Raw genomic sequence first — 17,586 nt, 5'->3', positions numbered from 1 at the left:
GGGCGATCGTTTTTGCAAGTCTGGTTGGCAATGCCCTGATTTCCCTCATCGCCCTTTTCGGCGCCCGGCGCCCTGGCAGCCGAACGGGCGTCGGCGAGCGCATGCGGCCGGAAACTGCCGGCACTGCGCGCCCAGTCGGTACAATGGGCGCTTCTTTCAATTTTTTTTGCCTGTGGCCAGTACCTGGCGGTGGGCAGGTACATGGATCATGGCTGTCATTTCTCTCTCCTCCGCGCAACTGGCTTTTGGCCACGTCGCGCTGCTTGACCACGCTGACTTTTCGCTCGAAACCGGCGAACGCGTCGGCCTGATCGGCCGCAACGGCACCGGCAAATCCTCGCTGCTGAAAGTGATTTCGGGCCGCTTCAAGCTCGACGACGGCCTGCTCGTCATGCAACAAGGCATCAAGATCGCCTATGTCGAGCAGGAGCCGACCTTCGACCCGGAAACCACCGTGTTCGACGCGGTGGCCGGCGGCATGGGCGACCAGCTGGCGATGCTCAACGAGTACGAAGCGCTCACCGGCCAGTTTGGCGGCGACAACGACGAGGCGCTGATGGAGCGCATGCACGACATCCAGGTCAAGCTCGATGCGACCGACGGCTGGAACCTGCAGCACAAGGTCGATACCACGCTCGACCGCCTCGGCCTGGCAAGCGCCGCGAAAATGGGCACGTTATCGGGCGGTATGCAAAAACGCGTCGCGCTGGCCGTGGCGCTGGTGTCGGCCCCGGACGTGCTGCTGCTCGATGAACCGACCAACCACCTCGACTTCATGTCGATCAAGTGGCTGGAAGGCCTGCTGCGCGAATACCGCGGCTCGGTCCTGTTCATCACCCACGACCGCAGCTTCCTGGACAATGTCGCCACCCGCATCCTCGAGCTCGACCGTGGCCGCCTGCTGTCGTTCCCGGGCAATTTCACGACCTACCAGGAGCGCAAGCGCGAACTGCTGGCCAACGAAGAAGTGGAGAACGCCAAGTTCGACAAATTCCTGGCCCAGGAAGAAGTCTGGATCCGCAAGGGCGTGCAAGCCCGCCGCACCCGCGACGAAGGCCGCGTGCGCCGCCTGGAAGCGCTGCGCCTGCAGCGCACCGCGCGCCGCGAGCAGCAGGGCAATATCAAGCTGGACGTCGGCATGGGCGAGCGCTCGGGCAAGATCGTGGCGGACATGGAAAACGTCTACAAGTCGTATGGCGAAAAAACCATCGTCACCAATTTCAGCGGCACCATCCTGCGCGGCGACAAGGTCGGCCTGATCGGGCCGAACGGCGCCGGCAAGACCACCCTGCTCAAGATCATCCTGGGCGACGAAACCGCCGACAGCGGCACGGTGCGCCTCGGCACCAAGCTGAACGTGGCCTATTTCGACCAGATGCGCGCCCAGCTCGATGAGAACGCGAGCCTGGCCGACACCATCGCCCCGGGCAGCGACTGGGTCGAGGTGAATGGCCAGAAGAAGCACGTGATGACCTACCTGAACGACTTCCTGTTCGCGCCGGAACGCGCCCGTTCGCCGGTGAAATCGCTCTCTGGCGGCGAGCGCAACCGCCTGCTGCTGGCGCGCCTGTTCGCCAAGCCGGCCAACTGCCTGGTGCTGGACGAGCCGACCAACGACCTCGATATCGAGACCCTCGAACTGCTGGAAGAACTGCTCGAGGAATACACCGGCACCGTGTTCCTTGTCAGCCACGACCGTACCTTCCTCGACAACGTGGTGACCCAGGTGGTCGTAGCGGAAGGTAACGGACTGTGGCGTGAATACGTGGGCGGTTACAGTGACTGGGAACGCGTGCGCGCCAGCGCACCAGCCATGGCGTCGCTCGCTGCTGCTGCGGCGGCTAACCAGCTTGCTTCCGCCAAGCAGGAAGCCAAAACTGGTGATATGTCATTTGCCGCACAGAATACAGCTGCTAAAAAGGTAAAGTTGAGCTATAAGGAAGAGCGTGAGCTGGAAGAACTTCCGAAACTGATTGCCTCTCTTGAAGACGAGCAATCGGCAATCACGGCCCAGCTGAACGCGCCTGATTTCTACAAGAAGAACCCGGCCGACGCACGCCGCATCAACGAGCGTTTTGCCGAGATCGAGGATTTGCTGCTCGACGCCCTGGATCGATGGGAGCGCATGGAAGCCCGCGCCAGGGGAGAGTAGCCTAACCAAGGGGGCAAGCAGGCCAGGCGCCTGCCAACACGGACATGACCGAGCACCACGATCAACGTACCGCTCCAGCTGCCCGTGGCCCCCATCCAGCCGCGCTTCCGGCTGTGCTCAGGGCCGACGCTTCGGCCGATGCTGCGGCAGGCAACCCCCTCCTGAGCCGCGCCGCCTGGGCGCGCATCCTGCCTTTCGGCGCCTTCATTTTCTTCATCATCCTGGGCGACATGCTCGAGCGCGCCGGCGTCCCGCGCGACGGGCTGCGCTGGCTGTACCCGGTCCAGGCGGGCAGCGTTGCGCTGCTGCTTGCCTTTTCCTGGCGCCATTATCACGAACTCCATGTGCCTTTACCGGGTCCGGCCGCGCTGCTGGCCGCCATCGGCGCCGGCGTGCTCGTTTTCGTCCTCTGGATCAATCTCGACGCATCCTGGATGACGATCGGCATGGGCGAGGGCTACAACCCCTCCACCGGCGGCGACATTGACTGGCTTCTCGTGGCAATCCGGATCGCCGGCGCCGCCCTGGTCGTGCCCCTCATGGAAGAATTATTCTGGCGCTCGTTCCTGATGCGCTGGGTCGAGGCATCCGAATTTGAAGCAGTCGAACCGGCACGCGTGGGCCTCAAGGGCCTGCTGGTATCGAGCCTGCTGTTCGGCTTCGAACACAGCCTGTGGCTGGCCGGCATCGTCGCCGGGCTGGCCTATGCCTTTCTTTATATGCGTTACCGCAACTTGTGGTCGGCGGTGCTCGCCCACGCTGTCACCAATGGCATGCTGGGCGTGTGGGTTGTCGCCACCGGTAACTGGACCTTCTGGTAACGCCCGCCCAGCGCAACGACTTCAGAAAAGACAAACAAGATGACGCCTCCACGCCTTCGCCCTGTCGCCGCCGCCCTCGTTCCCGCCCTGGCCGGCGCCCTGTTCCTCCTCCCGGCCGCCCAGGCCTTGGCCCAGCAGCAGGAAGAAGGGCTGCAGCTGTATGGCGGCATCGGCTGGGGCTATGACGACAACCTGCTGCGCGTCCCCGAAGACCGTCCGGCCTTCGGCGGCAAGCGCAGCGACCGCTGGCGCCAGCTCGATGCCGGCGCCGTCTACAACAAGCGCATCAGCCGCCAGCGCGTGGCGATCGTGGCCAAGGCCTCGAAGGTGAAGTTCGACCACTTCCAGCAGCTCGACTACGACGGCCGCGACCTGCAGGGGACCTGGTTCTGGGAAGTGGGCAACAAGTTCGATGGGCAGCTTGGCGCCAAGTACGAGCGCACGCTGGCGCCCTATACCGACTTCTTCAGCGACGAACGCAACGTGCGCGAGCAGCGCCGCCAGTGGTTCGATGCGGGCTACAAGATGCACCCAAGCTGGAAAGTGCGCACCGGCTTCACGCGCGACCGCTTCGAGTACGAGCTGCTGCGCCAGCGCTTCAACAACCGCACTGAGCGCGCAGCCGAAGCCGAGCTGCTGTACACGCCGCGCACCGGCAGCTCGATCGGCCTGGTGGCGCGCCGCCTGAAGGGCGAATACCCGTTCCGGCGCCCGTCCACGACCGCGGTGCTGAACGACGACTTTACCCAGGACGAACTGAAGGTGCGCATCAACTGGATCGGCACCGGCACCACCCGGCTGCAGGCGCTGGCCGGTTATGTGCGGCGCGAGCAACCCTCGTTCGGCGAAGGCAAGACCAGTGGCTTCAACGGCCGCCTGAACGCCTTCTATACCCCGCGCGGCAAGGTGACCTATGACGCCTCGCTGTGGCGCGAGTTCGCTCCGATCGAAAGCACGATCGTCAGCTATACGTTGAACCGCGGCGCCAGCGTCGGCGCCACCTGGGCGGCCACCGGCAAGATCAAGGTCGAGGCCAATGCCGCCTACGAAGAACGGGCTTACAACCCGCGCGACACCTTTACCGGCAGCGGTGACCTGACCGACTCGCTGCGCCGCGCCAGCCTGCGCGCGACCTGGCAGGTCAAGCGCAAGGTGGCGGTATCGGCCGGCTGGCAGCACCAGCAGCGCAGCGGCTCGCGGGTACTGGGCCTGGGCAGCTTCGACGCGAACACCGTGATGGTGAATGCGAATGTGCTGTTCTGACGCGCCGTGGGCGAAGTAAGACATGACGGTCAACGACATCCCGATCATCTCGTTTTTCCAGCGCGTGCTCGATCCCCTGATCATCATGGGGACCTTGTACCTGGCCACCCTGTACTACGGGGAGCCGTTCTCTGGGTATTCGCTGGTGCTGATGATCCTGGCCTTCTTCATCTCGTCCTCGGTCTACCAGCACGTCGACCCTTACCGCACCTGGCGCAGCGGCCGCATGCTGGCCTATGCGCGCGACACCATCTTCGGCTGGTGCCTGACGATCGCGGTGCTGTATTTCCTGGGCTCGGCCAGCGGCCTGAAGTATTTCTACGACGAGCGCGTGCTGCTGGCCTGGTTCGTTGCCACGCCGCTCGTCACCCTGGCCAGCCACCTGGCCGTGCGCCAGGCGACAGGCAGCCGCGACCATTCGCGAGAGGTGCGCTCGATCGTGGTGGTGGGCTGCAACGACGTCGGCATCAAGTTCGCCAAGGTGTGCGACCAGCACCCGAATCTGTTCATGGATGTGAAGGGATTTTTCGAGGACCGTACCGACGAGCGCCGGCCGGCCGCGCTGTCCTATCCGGTGCTGGGCGGCATGGCCGACGTTTGCGCCTACGTGCGCCAGCAACATATCAAAATGATCTTCGTCAGCCAGCCGATTTCGGCCCAGCCGCGCATCCGCAAGCTGATCGACGAACTGAAGGACACCACGGCCTCGGTCTATTTCCTGCCGGACGTCTATGTGTTCGACCTGATGCAGGCGCGCTTCGATACCGTGGGCGGGATGCCGGTGATCGCCATCAGCGAGACGCCGTTCATGGGTTTCAACAGCGTCATCAAGCGCGGCAGCGACATCGTGATCGGCAGCCTGATCCTGCTGCTGCTGGCGCCCCTCATGGTCGTCACCGCCGTCGCCGTCAAGCTCACCTCGCCGGGACCGGTCATCTTCCGCCAGCGCCGCTATGGCTTGTACGGCGAAGAAATCTATGTGTACAAGTTCCGCTCGATGAAGGTGACCGAGGACGGCGCCAACGTGGTGCAGGCGCAAAAGAACGACCAGCGCGTGACGCGGATCGGCGGCTTCCTGCGGCGCACCTCGCTGGACGAGCTGCCGCAGTTCATCAACGTGCTGCAGGGACGCATGAGCCTGGTCGGTCCGCGCCCGCACGCAGTCGCCCACAACGAGCAGTACCGCAAGCTGATCAAGGGCTACATGCTGCGCCACAAGGTACGCCCGGGTATTACCGGCTGGGCCCAGGTGAATGGCTTGCGCGGCGAAACCGCCACGCTCGACAAGATGGAAGCACGCATCCAGTACGACCTCGACTACCTGCGCAACTGGTCGCTCTGGCTCGATTTGTGGATCATTTTGAAGACGGTGAAGGTGGTGCTGACGCGCGAGAACGCGCACTAGATGCCCATGAACTTGTTGGGCCTGCGAGGCATCGAATCATGGGTGGGCTTCGATGCACTGAATAAGAGCAGTCACCGTCTCGTAGGGTGGGCAGGGTAGTTCAGTCCAGTGGACTGAACTACGCCCACGCGGTCAGCCAGCGGTAGCACGGACATAGTGGGATTTGCATACGTAACCTATCACCGCGTGGGCGGGGGACCCGCCCACCCTACGGTTCTCACTGCTCACCCAGCGGGGTCCCGGCTGGTTCTGGATTTGATGAGCATCAATTAATTGCATGCAACATGCTGGCATTTTTCGCTAACTCTGCAGTAAGTTCGGGAAAGAAACAAAACGCTTAATCCCGACTTAAAAGCGGTGCGCACGATTGGACAGGTGTTTGCAGGGGCTCCAGGCCTGCGTAGAATCGTTGATGAGTTTGCAACTTGCCGGGTTCGCCTTCCGTGATTCGCGGATGAGCAGAGCACAACAAGGGTCCCTCGGGGATAAAAAGATGAAAAAAGCACTGGTTACCGGCATTACCGGCCAGGACGGCTCCTACCTTGCCGAGCTCCTGCTCGAGAAGGGCTACGAGGTGCATGGCATCAAGCGCCGTGCTTCCCTGTTCAATACTGCCCGTATCGACCACATCTACCAGGACCCCCACGCCGACAACCCGCGCCTGATCCTGCACTACGGCGACCTGTCCGATACCTCGAACCTGACCCGCATCGTGCAGCAGGTGCAGCCCGACGAAATCTACAACCTCGGCGCCATGAGCCATGTCGCCGTGTCCTTTGAAACTCCCGAGTACACGGCCGACGTCGATGGCATCGGCACCCTGCGCCTGCTCGAAGCGATCCGCTTCCTGGGACTGGAAAAAAAAACCCGCTTCTACCAGGCCTCGACTTCCGAACTGTATGGCCTGGTGCAGGAAAGCCCGCAGTGCGAGACCACGCCGTTTTATCCGCGCAGCCCCTACGCGGTGGCCAAGCTCTACGCTTACTGGATCACCGTCAATTATCGCGAAGCCTATGGCATGTATGCCTGCAACGGCATCCTGTTCAACCACGAATCGCCACGCCGCGGCGAGACCTTCGTCACCCGCAAGATCACGCGCGCGCTGGCGAATATCGCCCAGGGCCTGGAACCGCAGCTGTTCCTCGGCAACCTCGATGCGCTGCGCGACTGGGGCCATGCGCGCGATTACGTCCAGATGCAATGGCTGATGCTGCAGCAGGACACCGCCGAAGATTTCGTCATCGCCACCGGCCGCCAGTATTCGGTGCGCGATTTCGTCGAGGTCGCCGCGCGCGAACTTGGCATCACGATCGCCTGGCAGGGGCAGGGTGTCGACGAGCGCGGGCTGGTGGCCGCCGTCCATGGCGACCGCGCCCCGGGCGTGGCGGTCGGCCAGCCGATCGTCGCGGTCGACCCGCAATATTTTCGTCCCACCGAGGTCGAAACCCTGCTGGGAGACCCGAGCCGTGCGCGCGAACGCCTGGGCTGGGAGCCGACGACCAGTTTCGAAGCGATGGTGCACGAGATGGTGGCGCACGACCTCGACACGGCGCGCCGCCACAAGCTGCTCGCATCGCATGGCTACAACGTTGCACTTTCACTGGAGTAAACGTGTTGAACAATCCGCAGCCCGCCGTACAGCAAGACGCACAACAACGCGCACCGCGCATCTACGTGGCCGGCCACCGTGGCCTGGTTGGTTCGGCGATCGTGCGTGTCCTGCGCGCCCAGGGCCAGGCCGACATCGTCACCCGCCGCCACCACGAACTGGAACTGACCGACCAGGCCCAGGTGCGCGAATTCTTCCGCCTTGAAGCCATCGACCAGGTCTATCTCGCCGCGGCGAAAGTGGGCGGCATCCATGCCAACAATACCTATCCGGCGGAGTTCATCTACGACAACATGATGGTGCAGGCCAACGTGGTTCACGAAGCCTGGCGCGCGGGCGTGCAAAAGCTGCTGTTCCTCGGTTCCTCGTGCATCTACCCGCGCCTGGCGGCGCAGCCGATCCGCGAGGAATACCTGATGAACGGCATCCTCGAGCCCACCAACGAACCGTATGCGATGGCCAAGATCGCCGGCATCAAGCTGTGCGAGAGCTACAACCGCCAGTACGGCACCGACTACCGCAGCGTGATGCCGACCAACCTGTACGGACCAGGCGACAACTACCACCCCGAGAACAGCCACGTGATCCCGGCGCTGCTGCGTCGCTTCCACGAGGCCACCGTCAACAATGCGCCCGAGGTGGTGATCTGGGGCAGCGGCAAGCCGATGCGCGAATTCCTCTACGTCGACGACATGGCGGCCGCCAGCGTCTACGTGATGAACCTGGCGCACGACGTGTATGCGGCGAACACCGACCCGATGCATTCGCACATCAACGTCGGCACCGGCGAGGACGTCACCATCGCCGAACTGGCGCGCCTGGTGGGCCAGACCGTCGGCTATCGCGGCCGCATCGTGTTCGACGCCAGCAAGCCGGACGGCACCCCGCGCAAGCTGCTCGACGTCTCCAAGCTGGCCGCACTCGGCTGGCGCGCTTCCACCGCGCTGCCGGACGGCCTGCGCCGCGCCTACGATGCGTTCCGCGCGATCCAGGAAGGGGCGGGGGCACAGGCGCCGGTGCAGGAACCGGAGCCCGCGTCCGCGGTTGCGGCTGCATGGATGCGGCCACCCCAGCCACTGCAACACCAGAGTGTTAATTGACGAACAGAGAGCGGAACGTGTGGAACCCAGAATGGTTCAGTCCCGGTTGCGGAGCGGGCCAGGAATACGGTTACTAGTTACTAATAACAACAGGCGGGCTGGCGCCCGACACCAACGTCGAGGAAACTATCTTGAAAACCTTCCATGTGGCAATGAAGCATCCATCCCTTTCCACCCCCAGGCGCCTGCTGTCCACGGCGGCGCTGGTGCTGGCCGCGGCAGGCCTGGCCGGCTGCGGCGACGACAAGGCGAAGGAAGCCAAGCCGGGCCAGGCACTGGCCAGCGTCAACGGCGAAGAGATCACGGTGCTGCAACTGAACGAAGAGATGCAGCGCGCCGGCGTGCCTGCTGCGCAGCATGGGGTGGCCAGCAAGCAGATCCTGCAGGCGCTGATCGACCGCGAGCTGCTCGAAGGCGAAGCCGCCAAGGAAAAGCTCGACCGCGACCCGAAGGTGATGCAGGCCATCGAACGCGCGCGTTCGCTGATCATCGCCCAGGCCTATATGCAGAAGCGCCTCGGTGAGCCGGTACGCCCGACCCCGGCCGAAGTGGAAGACTACTTCAACAAGAACCCGCAGTTCTTCGCCAATCGCAAGCAGTTCGCCATGAACGAGCTGATCGTCGCCGCCGCCGACCTGACCCCGGAAGTACGCGCCGCCGCCGACAGTGCCAAGTCGCTGGAAGAAGTCGCGGTCTTCCTCGATGCCCGCAACATCAAGTATGGCCGCGCCCAGGTCACCCGCAGCACCGCCGACCTGAATTCCCAGCTCTCCGGCAAGCTGCTGTCCATGCCGAAGGGCCAGCTCTTCGTCGTCAAGGAAGGCGACCGCGCGATGCTGATCTCGATCGCCGAAGTGCGCGATGCGCCGGTCACACTGGCGGTGGCCGCTCCGCAGATCGGCCAGTACCTGATGAACAAGAAGAACAAGGAACTGGCCGCCGCCGAAATCCAGCGCCTGCGCGGTACCGCCAAGATCGATTACCTGAACAAGGAATACGCCCCGAGCGCCACCACGCCGGGCGCGACGGTTCCAGCCACCGCCCCGGCCACCGGCGCTCCGGCCGCGCCTGTGGCGGCGCCGGACGCCGCGGCCGTTGCTGGCCAGGCCCCGGCCACACCAGGACTTGCACCGGCGCCCGATCCGGCAGGGGGTACCGACAAGGGCGCGCTCGAACGCGGCGTGGCCGGCCTCAAGTAATCGCAACTTTCCGACAACCAGGCATTGAAGGAGCAATCATGAAAAGATTCATCAAGTGGATGATGGCCACGGCGCTCGTACTGACCATGGGAATTGCCGGCGCCGCCGAAGTCCTGCTGGGGCCGGGCGACGTGGTCAAGCTGTCGGTCTATGGCAGCCCCGACCTGTCGCTCGAGACCCGCGTCAGCGAGACCGGCAACATCACCTTCCCGCTGCTGGGTCAGGTCGCCGTGGGCGGCCTGCCGGTGGCGGCCGCCGAGAAGAAGATCGGTGATTTGCTGGAGAAGGGCGGTTATCTCAAGAAAGCCCAGGTCAACATGCTGGTGACCACCCTGGCGAGCCAGCAGGTCTCGGTGCTGGGCTATGTGAACCGCCCCGGCCGCTACGCAGTGGACGGGCGCCGCAAGGTGCTCGACCTGCTCGCGATGGCCGGCGGCATGCATGGCGAGGGCGGCGACATCATCAACCTGGTGCGTACCCGCAATGGCAATACGACCCGCGAAACCATCGACGTGGTCGACATGGTGCGCAAAGGCGAGCTGAACAAGGACTACGAAGTGGTTGGCGGCGACATCATCTATGTCGAACGCGCCCCGCGTGCCTATGTCACCGGCGAAGTCGCCCGTCCGGGCCCCTTCCGTTTGGAGCGCGGCATGACCGTCCAGCAAGCCGTCTCGGCGGGTGGCGGCCTGAGCCTGCGTGGCAGCAATAACGGCATGAAGATCACCCGCAAGGATGCCAGCGGGAACCCGGTGACGATCAATGTCAAGGCCAGTGACCCTGTTCAAGTCGACGATGTCATCGTAGTTCGCGAGTCTTGGTTCTAAGTGGATGCCGATAAACCTACTGCGCGTTGCGCTGACGTCCTGCGATGCTCGCTGTACTTGAGTACAGCTGCGCTTCTCGAACGCCAGCGCGGCCGCTCGCTACGGTTTCTCGGCACCCACGATGAGCCGCGAACATGCAAGCGTTTTTTTGAATCGTTCCAACGAAGTTTTTTGTTCGATTGAAGATGTACCCGTTTTGTCCACCCCCGCTGTCAAGGCAACTGATGCAAAGGTAAGGCCATGAACGTTCATCAATTCCTGCTGATTCTTCTCGCCAGGAAAAAGATCATCCTGTCGACGCTGCTGGTGACGGTCCTGCTTGCGCTGGGCTGGAGCCTGGTGCAGCAGAAGACCTACAAGGCGACCGCATCCGTATTGCTGAACTACAAGGGGGTGGACCCGGTAAGCGGCTTGACCATGCCCGGCAACCTGATGCCGGGCTATATGGCGACCCAGATCGACATCATCAGCAGCAAGAACGTGGCGCTGCGGGTGGTCGATTCGCTGCGCCTGGCCTCGAGCCCGGCGGTGCAGGCCCAGTGGCGCGAAGCGAGTGAAGGCAAGGGTTCGGTGCGCGACTGGCTGGCCGAACTGCTGCTGAAAAAACTCGAGATCCTGCCGTCGCGCGAATCGAGCGTGGTCGAGATCAGCTTCAAGGGCGCCGACCCGGCCTTTGCCGCGGCCGTGGCGAATGCCTTTGCCGACGAATACCAGAAGATCAGCGTCCAGCTCAAGACCGAGCCGGCCAAGAAAGCCTCGTCCTATTTCAACGAACAGACCAAGCAGCTGCGAGACAACGTCGAGGCGGCGCAGGCGCGGCTGTCGAAATACCAGCAGGAGAAGGGCATCGTCAGCCTCGACAACAACCGGGTCGACGTCGAACTCTCGCGCCTGAACGACCTGTCGGCCCAGCTCGTTGCCGCCCAGACCCAGGCGATGGAAGCCAATTCGCGCGAACAGAATGCCAACGGGCTCGGCTCGGCCGACGTCGCCAACAACGCCCTGATCCAGAATCTGCGCGTGAGCCTGGCCAGCGGCGAAGCCAAGCTGGCCGAAGCCGCGTCGCGCTACGGCCGCAACCACCCGGTCTACCAGTCGGCCAGCGCCGAGGTCGGCAAGATGCGCTCGGAACTGAACGCCGCCGTGGGCAGCGTCACCCGCAGCGTCGGCTCCAATGCCCAGGTCTACCGCCAGCGCGAATCCCAGCTGCGCGCCGAACTGGCTGCGCAAAAGACCCGCGTGCTCGAGCTGAACCGCACCCGCGACGAACTCGGCGTGATGCTGAAAGACCTCGACAGTGCCCAGCGCGCTTTCGATTCGGCCAGCCAGCGCTTCTCGCAGACCCGTATCGAGGCCCAGTCCGAGCAGTCCGACATCTCGATCCTGAACCCGGCGGTGGCGCCGACCGAGCCGTCCGGCCCGCGCGTGCTGCTCAATACGCTGGTCTCGATTTTGCTGGGCACCATCCTCGGCGTCGGCCTGGCCCTGCTGCTCGAGCTGCTGAACCGTCCGGTGCGCTCCAGCAGCGACATGAAGGACATGCTGGGGATCCCGGTGCTGGGCACCATCGAATGGCGTCCGACGCGCCCGCGTGGCGGCATCCGCGCCCTGATGGCCCCGCGCCGCCTGCTGCGCCTGAACTGAGGACCCCAAGGAACCTGAGGACTGATGATGAATTCTTCCGCGCTATCCGCCCTGCCGCTGGACCCCGCCGCCGATTCGAGCATGGGCGCGCTGCTGCTCGACTCGGGCAAGCTCACTCCCGAAAACGCCGAGCGCGTGCTGCGCATGCAGAAAGACCTCGGGATCCGCTTCGGCGAAGCCGCGGTGCGCCTGGGGCTGGTGAGCGAGGAAGACATCCAGCAGGTGCTGGCGCGCCAGTTCGCCTATCCTTATTTGCAGAAAGGGCAGGCCAACCTGTCGCCCAAGCTGGTGGCGGCCTACGAGCCTTTCTCGCCCCAGGTCGAGGCGCTGCGCGCGATCCGCAGCCAGCTGATGCTGCGCTGGTTCGCACGTGGGCGCCGTGCGCTGGCGATTGCCGGCGTCACGCCCGAAGACGGCTCCAGCCTGTTCGCGGCCAACCTGGCCGTGGTGTTCTCGCAGCTCGGCGAGCAAACCCTGCTGGTGGATGCCAACCTGCGCAGCCCACGCCAGCAAGAAATGTTCGGCGTCAAGCCGCGCCAGGGCCTGTCCGACCTGCTCGCCGGCCGCGCCGACCTCGACGTCATCCAGCGGGTGCCGGCCTTTGTCGATTTGTCCCTGATGCCGGCCGGGACCCTGCCGCCGAACCCCCAGGAACTGCTGGCGCGCGAAGGGTTCCGCAACCTCAATACCCAGCTGGAATCGCGCTACGACGTGGTGCTGTACGACCTGCCGCCGTTCGCGGCCGGGGCCGATGCGCTGGCCGTGGCCGGACGCGCCGGCGGCGTGCTGCTGGTGGCCTGCAAGCACCGCACCCGCGTCGCCAGCATCAGCCGCATGGCCGAGCAGATGGCCGAATCCGGTGCCGAAGTAGTCGGCTCCGTGGTGGTGGAGTTCTGAGATGGACACCGCGGCCCCTCGCGATGCGGCGGCGCGGCAGGCCCCTGGCGTCGTTGCCAGCCTGCGCTCGGCCCTGCCCGAATGGTGGCCGGTCATCGCCGGCCTGGCAGCGCTGTTCATTCCCACCTTCTACCGGCTGTTCACCGGCGCATGGGTCGGCGAGGAACAGGGGCATGGCCCGATCATCTTTTTCCTGGCCATCTGGCTAATCTGGCGCAAGTGGCCGGAAGCGATGGCCGCGGCCAACCCGCCACGCCCGAGCTGGGCCGGCTGGCCGGTGCTGGCCGTGGGCCTGGTCATCCACCTGCTGGGCCGCTCGCAAAACATCCTCATGTTCGAGGTCGGCTCGATCCTGGCGGTGATGGCCGCCATCGTGCTGCTCAAGTTCGGTTCGAAAACGCTGCGCGTGCTCTGGTTCCCGTTCTTCTTCATGCTGTTCATGGTGCCGCTGCCGGGCGAACTGGTGGCCGCCGTCACCATGCCGATGAAGATGGCGGTGTCCTGGGCCACCGAAACCATCCTGTTCGGGCTCGGCTACCCGATCTCGCGCTCGGGCGTGGTGTTGCAGATCGGCCAGTACCAGCTGCTGGTGGCCGATGCCTGCGCCGGCCTGCAGACCCTGCTCACACTGGAAGCGCTCGGGCTGTTCTACCTGAACCTGATGCGCCACCCCTCGGCCTTCCGCAACATCGGCCTGGCCATCCTGATCGTCCCGATTTCGTTCGCGGCCAACGTGATCCGCGTGATCACGCTGACCCTGGTCACCTATTATTTCGGCGACGCGGCAGGGCAGGGCTTCCTGCACGGCTTCGCCGGCATGGTGCTGTTCGTCACCGCGCTGGTGCTGATCCTGGCGGTCGATTCCAGCCTGCAGTGGTGGATCAAGCGGCGCGAGGACGGTAAGCCCGGCGGCGGTGATGGTCCGGGCAGCACCAATCGCAGGCCCGTCATGAAGGAGGCCACATGAACCGCCGCTTCGCCATCAGCCTGGTGCTGGGCGCGGCCATGGCCGGCACCTCTGCCCTGACCGTGGCGCTGACGCCCAAGGTGCGCACGCTCCAGGCCCATGAACGCTTCAGCCTCGAACAGATGATCCCGGCCCGCTTCGGCGAGTGGACCATCGACCCCTCGGTCGTGCCCTTGGCCCCGGACCCGGACCAGCAGGGCATGCTGGAAAAGATCTACGACCAGACCCTGTCGCGCACCTATGTCAACCGCCAGGGACAGCGCGTGATGCTGTCGATTGCCTATGGCGGCGACCAGAGCAAGTCGCTGCAGCTGCACTTGCCCGAAGTCTGCTACGTGGCCCAGGGCTTCCAGATGGTCAAGCAGGGCGACGGCGCGCTGCCGACCCGCTACGGCGAGGTGCCGGTCAAGCGCCTGGTCGCGCGCCTGCACGAACGCAACGAACCGATCACCTACTGGATCACGATCGGCGAGCATGCCACCAAGGCCGGCCTGCAGCAGAAGCTGCGCAAGCTGGCCTATGGCCTGTCGGGCGAAGTCCCGGACGGCATGCTGGTGCGCGTCTCGACCATCCAGGCGGACGAAACCCGGGCCTATGGGGTGCAGGACCGCTTCGTGACCGAGATGCTGGCCGTGATGGCGCCGCGCGACCGCATCCGCCTGGTCGGCGCCGGGCCGGCGCAGGGCTGAGGGAGTCGGCGCGCCAATGAACGAGATCCTCCCGTATATCTATTACTCGCTGCCCTGGGCCTTCGTGGTCCTGCTCTCGGTGGCGTCGATCGCGGGAATCGGCATCGGCCTGGTGTGGCCGCGTTTTTTGGTCTATCCCTACCTGGCCGCCTATTTCTGCTTTAATTCCACCAGCTACGGCAGCCTGGCGGTGTTCTCCAGCAGCGCCATCTACAGCCGTGGATCGGGCCTGCTGCTCTTCGGCCTGGTGCTGTGGTACGTGCTGGGCGCCTGGGCCTGCGCGCGCGTCGCCGCCACCTTCCAGCGCTACCCCGCGCCGGAATGCAACCTGCGGCCCTGGTTCGTGGCCTGGTTCGTGCTGCTGGCGGTCCATGCCGGCGTGGGCATGGTGTCCGGCGTCACGCTGCGCGAGGCGCTGTCGCCGCAGGGCTTCTCGAACATCATCTGGATGGCGCCGCTGATTTCGCTGATCCTGCTGTCCTTCCGTACCCGCGAGCACGTCCAGGAACTGACCCATTTCATCCTGTTGGTGGGCCTCGGGCGCGCGCTGTTCGGGCTGGTGCGCTGGGCCGCCTTTGGGGGCGACCCGAACAACGTGTACGCGAACATGAACGCGATCAAGATTCGCCTCACCTTTTTCGACATCAACGACAGCCTGGTGTGCACCATCGCGTTCGCGATCGCCGCGGTGCACCTGTTCCAGGCGCACAAGACCGAGCGCCCCGCCTTCTGGCGCGGCATCGAGTGGATGACCCTGGTGTCGACCGCGCTGTGCATCGTGCTGTCCTACCGCCGCAGCGCCTGGATCGGCTTCGTGCTGGCCTTCCTGGTGATCATGATGCGCTTCCCGGTCAAGCGGCGCATGAAACTCATGACCGCCGGCCTGCCAGTGGTCGGGGCCGCACTGGCCTATGTCGGGATGCAGCGCATGACCCAGACCAAGGGCGCGTCCAGCGGCCTCTCGAGCCTGGTCTACGACATGCAGTCGCGCCGGTTCGGGCCCGAGAGCGAGCGGGTGATGGAACTCAAGTTCGCCATGGCAGACTTTTTGGCCCAGCCCATCACCGGCATCGGCTCCTGGGGGAGGTACACCGGCTACCAGTACATCTCGTGGCAGAACAACCCGGACGGCGGCCTGTTCCTGCACAGCGGCGTGCTGCACATCGCGCTCAAGAGCGGGCTGGTGGGCACCGCGCTGCTGGCCGGCACCATCATTGCCTTTGTCCTGTTTGCCCGCCGCGCCCTGAAGCAATTGCCGCCCGAATTGCTCGGGATCGGCACTGCCGGCGTGGCCGGTATTGCCTTCATGATTCCCGACCTCCTGATCGGCACCCCCTTCCCGCAGGTGCGCACCACCCAGATGCTGGCGTTCTGCCTGGCCTTGCCCTACCTGGCAATGGCCGTCAGCAAGACTGTCCCAAGTGCTCACCCGGCGCGCAAGCCTTTCGTGCCCCGGCCGCACCTGGTGCCAGCGTGATGAAGCCGAACCTGTCCCTCAACCTGGTCCGCAACGCCTGGTCGAACCTGCTGGGGGCCGCGATTCCCGCCCTGGTCATGCTGGCCACCGTGCCCCTGGTGGTGAAGGGACTGGGCGAGGCCAACTACGGCGTGTATTCGCTGGTGACGGCCATCGTCGGCTATTTCGCGGTGATCGACATCAACGTCACCGCCGGCTCGGTCAAGTACATCGCCGAACACAATGCGCGCGAAGACCAGGGCAAGGTCATCGAGACCATGTCCTTCGGCCTGATGGTGTATGCCGTCATCGGCCTGCTCGGCGCCCTCGGCCTGTTCCTCGGGGCAGAATGGTTCATCAGCGGCGTGTTCGCGGTGCCGCCCTCCCTGGTGCCGGAGGCAATCGCCACCTTGAAACTGGCCGCGCTTGGCTTCCTGCTCGGCCAGCTCCAGGTCTACCTGAACAGCGTGCCGCAATCGCTGATGCGCTACGACATTTCGGCGCGGGTCGAAATGGTGTTCGGCACCCTGGTGCCGCTGGCGACCGTCGCCGTGCTGCTGCTTGGCCATGGCCTGTTCGAAGTGGTGCTGCTGCGCGTGGCGGCCAGCAGCCTGCATTGCCTGGTGCTGTGGCGCGCGATCCGGCGCCTGGTGCCGGGTTTCCGCTGGCGCTGGCCGCAGGCCCGCATCCGCAATGAATTGCTGGGCTTTTCGGCGTATTCCTTCCTGTCTCGCTTCGCCACGCTGTCTTATGTGCATGCGGACAAGCTGATCATCGGCGCCCTGGTCGGCGTCACCGGCCTGGCGTATTTCACGGTGGCGGCGACCCTGGCCAACCGGGTTCTCGGGCTGAGCTTCCGCCTGTCCGGCGTGCTGTTTCCGGCCGCCAGCGCGCTGGCGGCGTCGGGAGAGCTTGCCAGGCTCGACCGCCTGTATGTCAAAGCCACGCGCTACGTGGCCTTCCTGAATGCCGCGATCCTGGTGCTGGTGGCGGTGTTCGCCCACCAGATCCTGCGCTATTGGATGAACGAAGACTTTGCCCGCCATGGCGCCCTGGTGCTGGCCGTGATGGCGCTGGCCCAGTTCGTGGATTCGCTCACCAGCCTGCCATCCCTGGTGAACGACGGCATGGGCCATCCGCGCATCTCGGGCCTGTTCGCGGTCAGCCGCGCACTGGCCGGCCTGGGCATCGTGTATGCGGGCGTGGCCGGCTGGGGCATCGATGGCGCCGCCTGGGGACATTTGATCGGTTCGGTCCTGTTCACCTCCGCCTTCCTTGCCTATGTGCACGGGCGGACGGTGCCGACCACGCTGGCCCGCCTGCTGGGGCAGGGCTACGCGCCCGGCCTGCTGGGAGTGGCGCTGGTGGCGGTGGCCGCCACCACGGCCGAGGGACTGTTCGACGGCGGCGCCTGGAACTTCGTGCTCATCCTGTGCGTCACCGCGCTGCTGCTGGGCGTGCACGGCGCGCTGTTCGTGGTCGAGCGCGACGACCGCCAACTGGCCTGGACGCGCCTGAAGGCCTGCTGGGCGCGCTGCCAGGCGGCGGGAGGCTGAC

Annotated in this window: 14 protein-coding genes; all 14 read left to right on the top strand. The window is 64.9% G+C overall.

Annotated features, from left to right (window positions below):
* Positions 1 to 208 precede the first annotated feature (208 nt).
* The 14 genes from HGB41_RS12505 to HGB41_RS12440 all read left to right on the top strand — a co-directional run bounded on the left by HGB41_RS12505 (position 209) and on the right by HGB41_RS12440 (position 17,585).
* Positions 209 to 2,152, top strand: a complete 1,944-nt coding sequence (locus tag HGB41_RS12505; protein WP_171084751.1) for an ATP-binding cassette domain-containing protein — start codon at positions 209 to 211, stop codon at positions 2,150 to 2,152.
* A gap of 44 nt (positions 2,153 to 2,196) precedes the next feature.
* The gene (locus HGB41_RS12500) at positions 2,197 to 2,973 is read left to right on the top strand and encodes a CAAX prenyl protease-related protein (protein ID WP_171084741.1); all 777 of its coding nucleotides are present in this window, start codon (positions 2,197 to 2,199) and stop codon (positions 2,971 to 2,973) included.
* A gap of 39 nt (positions 2,974 to 3,012) precedes the next feature.
* Positions 3,013 to 4,236: an XrtB/PEP-CTERM-associated polysaccharide biosynthesis outer membrane protein EpsL gene (gene epsL, locus HGB41_RS12495; protein ID WP_171084740.1), complete on the top strand. Its 1,224-nt coding sequence runs from the start codon at positions 3,013 to 3,015 to the stop codon at positions 4,234 to 4,236.
* Between the two features lie 22 nt (positions 4,237 to 4,258).
* On the top strand, positions 4,259 to 5,641 hold the full coding sequence (locus HGB41_RS12490; RefSeq protein WP_171084739.1) for an undecaprenyl-phosphate glucose phosphotransferase: 1,383 nt from the start codon (positions 4,259 to 4,261) through the stop codon (positions 5,639 to 5,641).
* A 493-nt stretch (positions 5,642 to 6,134) separates the two neighbouring features.
* On the top strand, positions 6,135 to 7,250 hold the full coding sequence (gene gmd / locus HGB41_RS12485) for a GDP-mannose 4,6-dehydratase (protein ID WP_171084737.1): 1,116 nt from the start codon (positions 6,135 to 6,137) through the stop codon (positions 7,248 to 7,250).
* A 2-nt stretch (positions 7,251 to 7,252) separates the two neighbouring features.
* Positions 7,253 to 8,350, top strand: a complete 1,098-nt coding sequence (gene fcl, locus HGB41_RS12480; protein ID WP_371868510.1) for a GDP-L-fucose synthase — start codon at positions 7,253 to 7,255, stop codon at positions 8,348 to 8,350.
* A gap of 131 nt (positions 8,351 to 8,481) precedes the next feature.
* The gene (locus HGB41_RS12475; protein WP_229422990.1) at positions 8,482 to 9,549 is read left to right on the top strand and encodes an EpsD family peptidyl-prolyl cis-trans isomerase; all 1,068 of its coding nucleotides are present in this window, start codon (positions 8,482 to 8,484) and stop codon (positions 9,547 to 9,549) included.
* A gap of 38 nt (positions 9,550 to 9,587) precedes the next feature.
* The gene (epsE, locus tag HGB41_RS12470) at positions 9,588 to 10,376 is read left to right on the top strand and encodes a polysaccharide export protein EpsE (RefSeq protein ID WP_171084735.1); all 789 of its coding nucleotides are present in this window, start codon (positions 9,588 to 9,590) and stop codon (positions 10,374 to 10,376) included.
* A 240-nt stretch (positions 10,377 to 10,616) separates the two neighbouring features.
* The gene (gene epsF / locus HGB41_RS12465) at positions 10,617 to 12,020 is read left to right on the top strand and encodes a chain length determinant protein EpsF (RefSeq protein WP_171084728.1); all 1,404 of its coding nucleotides are present in this window, start codon (positions 10,617 to 10,619) and stop codon (positions 12,018 to 12,020) included.
* Positions 12,021 to 12,047: 27 nt separating this feature from the next.
* Entirely contained in the window at positions 12,048 to 12,917 is an 870-nt protein-coding gene (gene epsG, locus HGB41_RS12460; RefSeq protein ID WP_171084896.1) for a chain length determinant protein tyrosine kinase EpsG, read from the top strand.
* A 1-nt stretch (position 12,918) separates the two neighbouring features.
* The gene (gene xrtB, locus HGB41_RS12455) at positions 12,919 to 13,884 is read left to right on the top strand and encodes an exosortase B (protein WP_171084726.1); all 966 of its coding nucleotides are present in this window, start codon (positions 12,919 to 12,921) and stop codon (positions 13,882 to 13,884) included.
* The gene (epsI, locus tag HGB41_RS12450) at positions 13,881 to 14,573 is read left to right on the top strand and encodes an exosortase-associated protein EpsI, B-type (RefSeq protein ID WP_171084724.1); all 693 of its coding nucleotides are present in this window, start codon (positions 13,881 to 13,883) and stop codon (positions 14,571 to 14,573) included. The genes xrtB and epsI overlap by 4 nt, the downstream gene beginning before the upstream one ends.
* Positions 14,574 to 14,589: 16 nt before the next feature.
* Positions 14,590 to 16,050: an O-antigen ligase family protein gene (locus HGB41_RS12445; RefSeq protein WP_171084722.1), complete on the top strand. Its 1,461-nt coding sequence runs from the start codon at positions 14,590 to 14,592 to the stop codon at positions 16,048 to 16,050.
* Complete coding sequence (locus HGB41_RS12440; protein ID WP_229423009.1) at positions 16,050 to 17,585, top strand: oligosaccharide flippase family protein; 1,536 nt, start codon at positions 16,050 to 16,052, stop codon at positions 17,583 to 17,585. The genes HGB41_RS12445 and HGB41_RS12440 overlap by 1 nt, the downstream gene beginning before the upstream one ends.
* Position 17,586: the final 1 nt, after the last annotated feature.

It is taken from the genome of Telluria aromaticivorans (assembly GCF_013003915.1).
Taxonomy (GTDB): Bacteria; Pseudomonadota; Gammaproteobacteria; order Burkholderiales; family Burkholderiaceae_D; genus Telluria; species Telluria aromaticivorans.
This window is presented reverse-complemented; position numbering and strand designations above follow the sequence as displayed.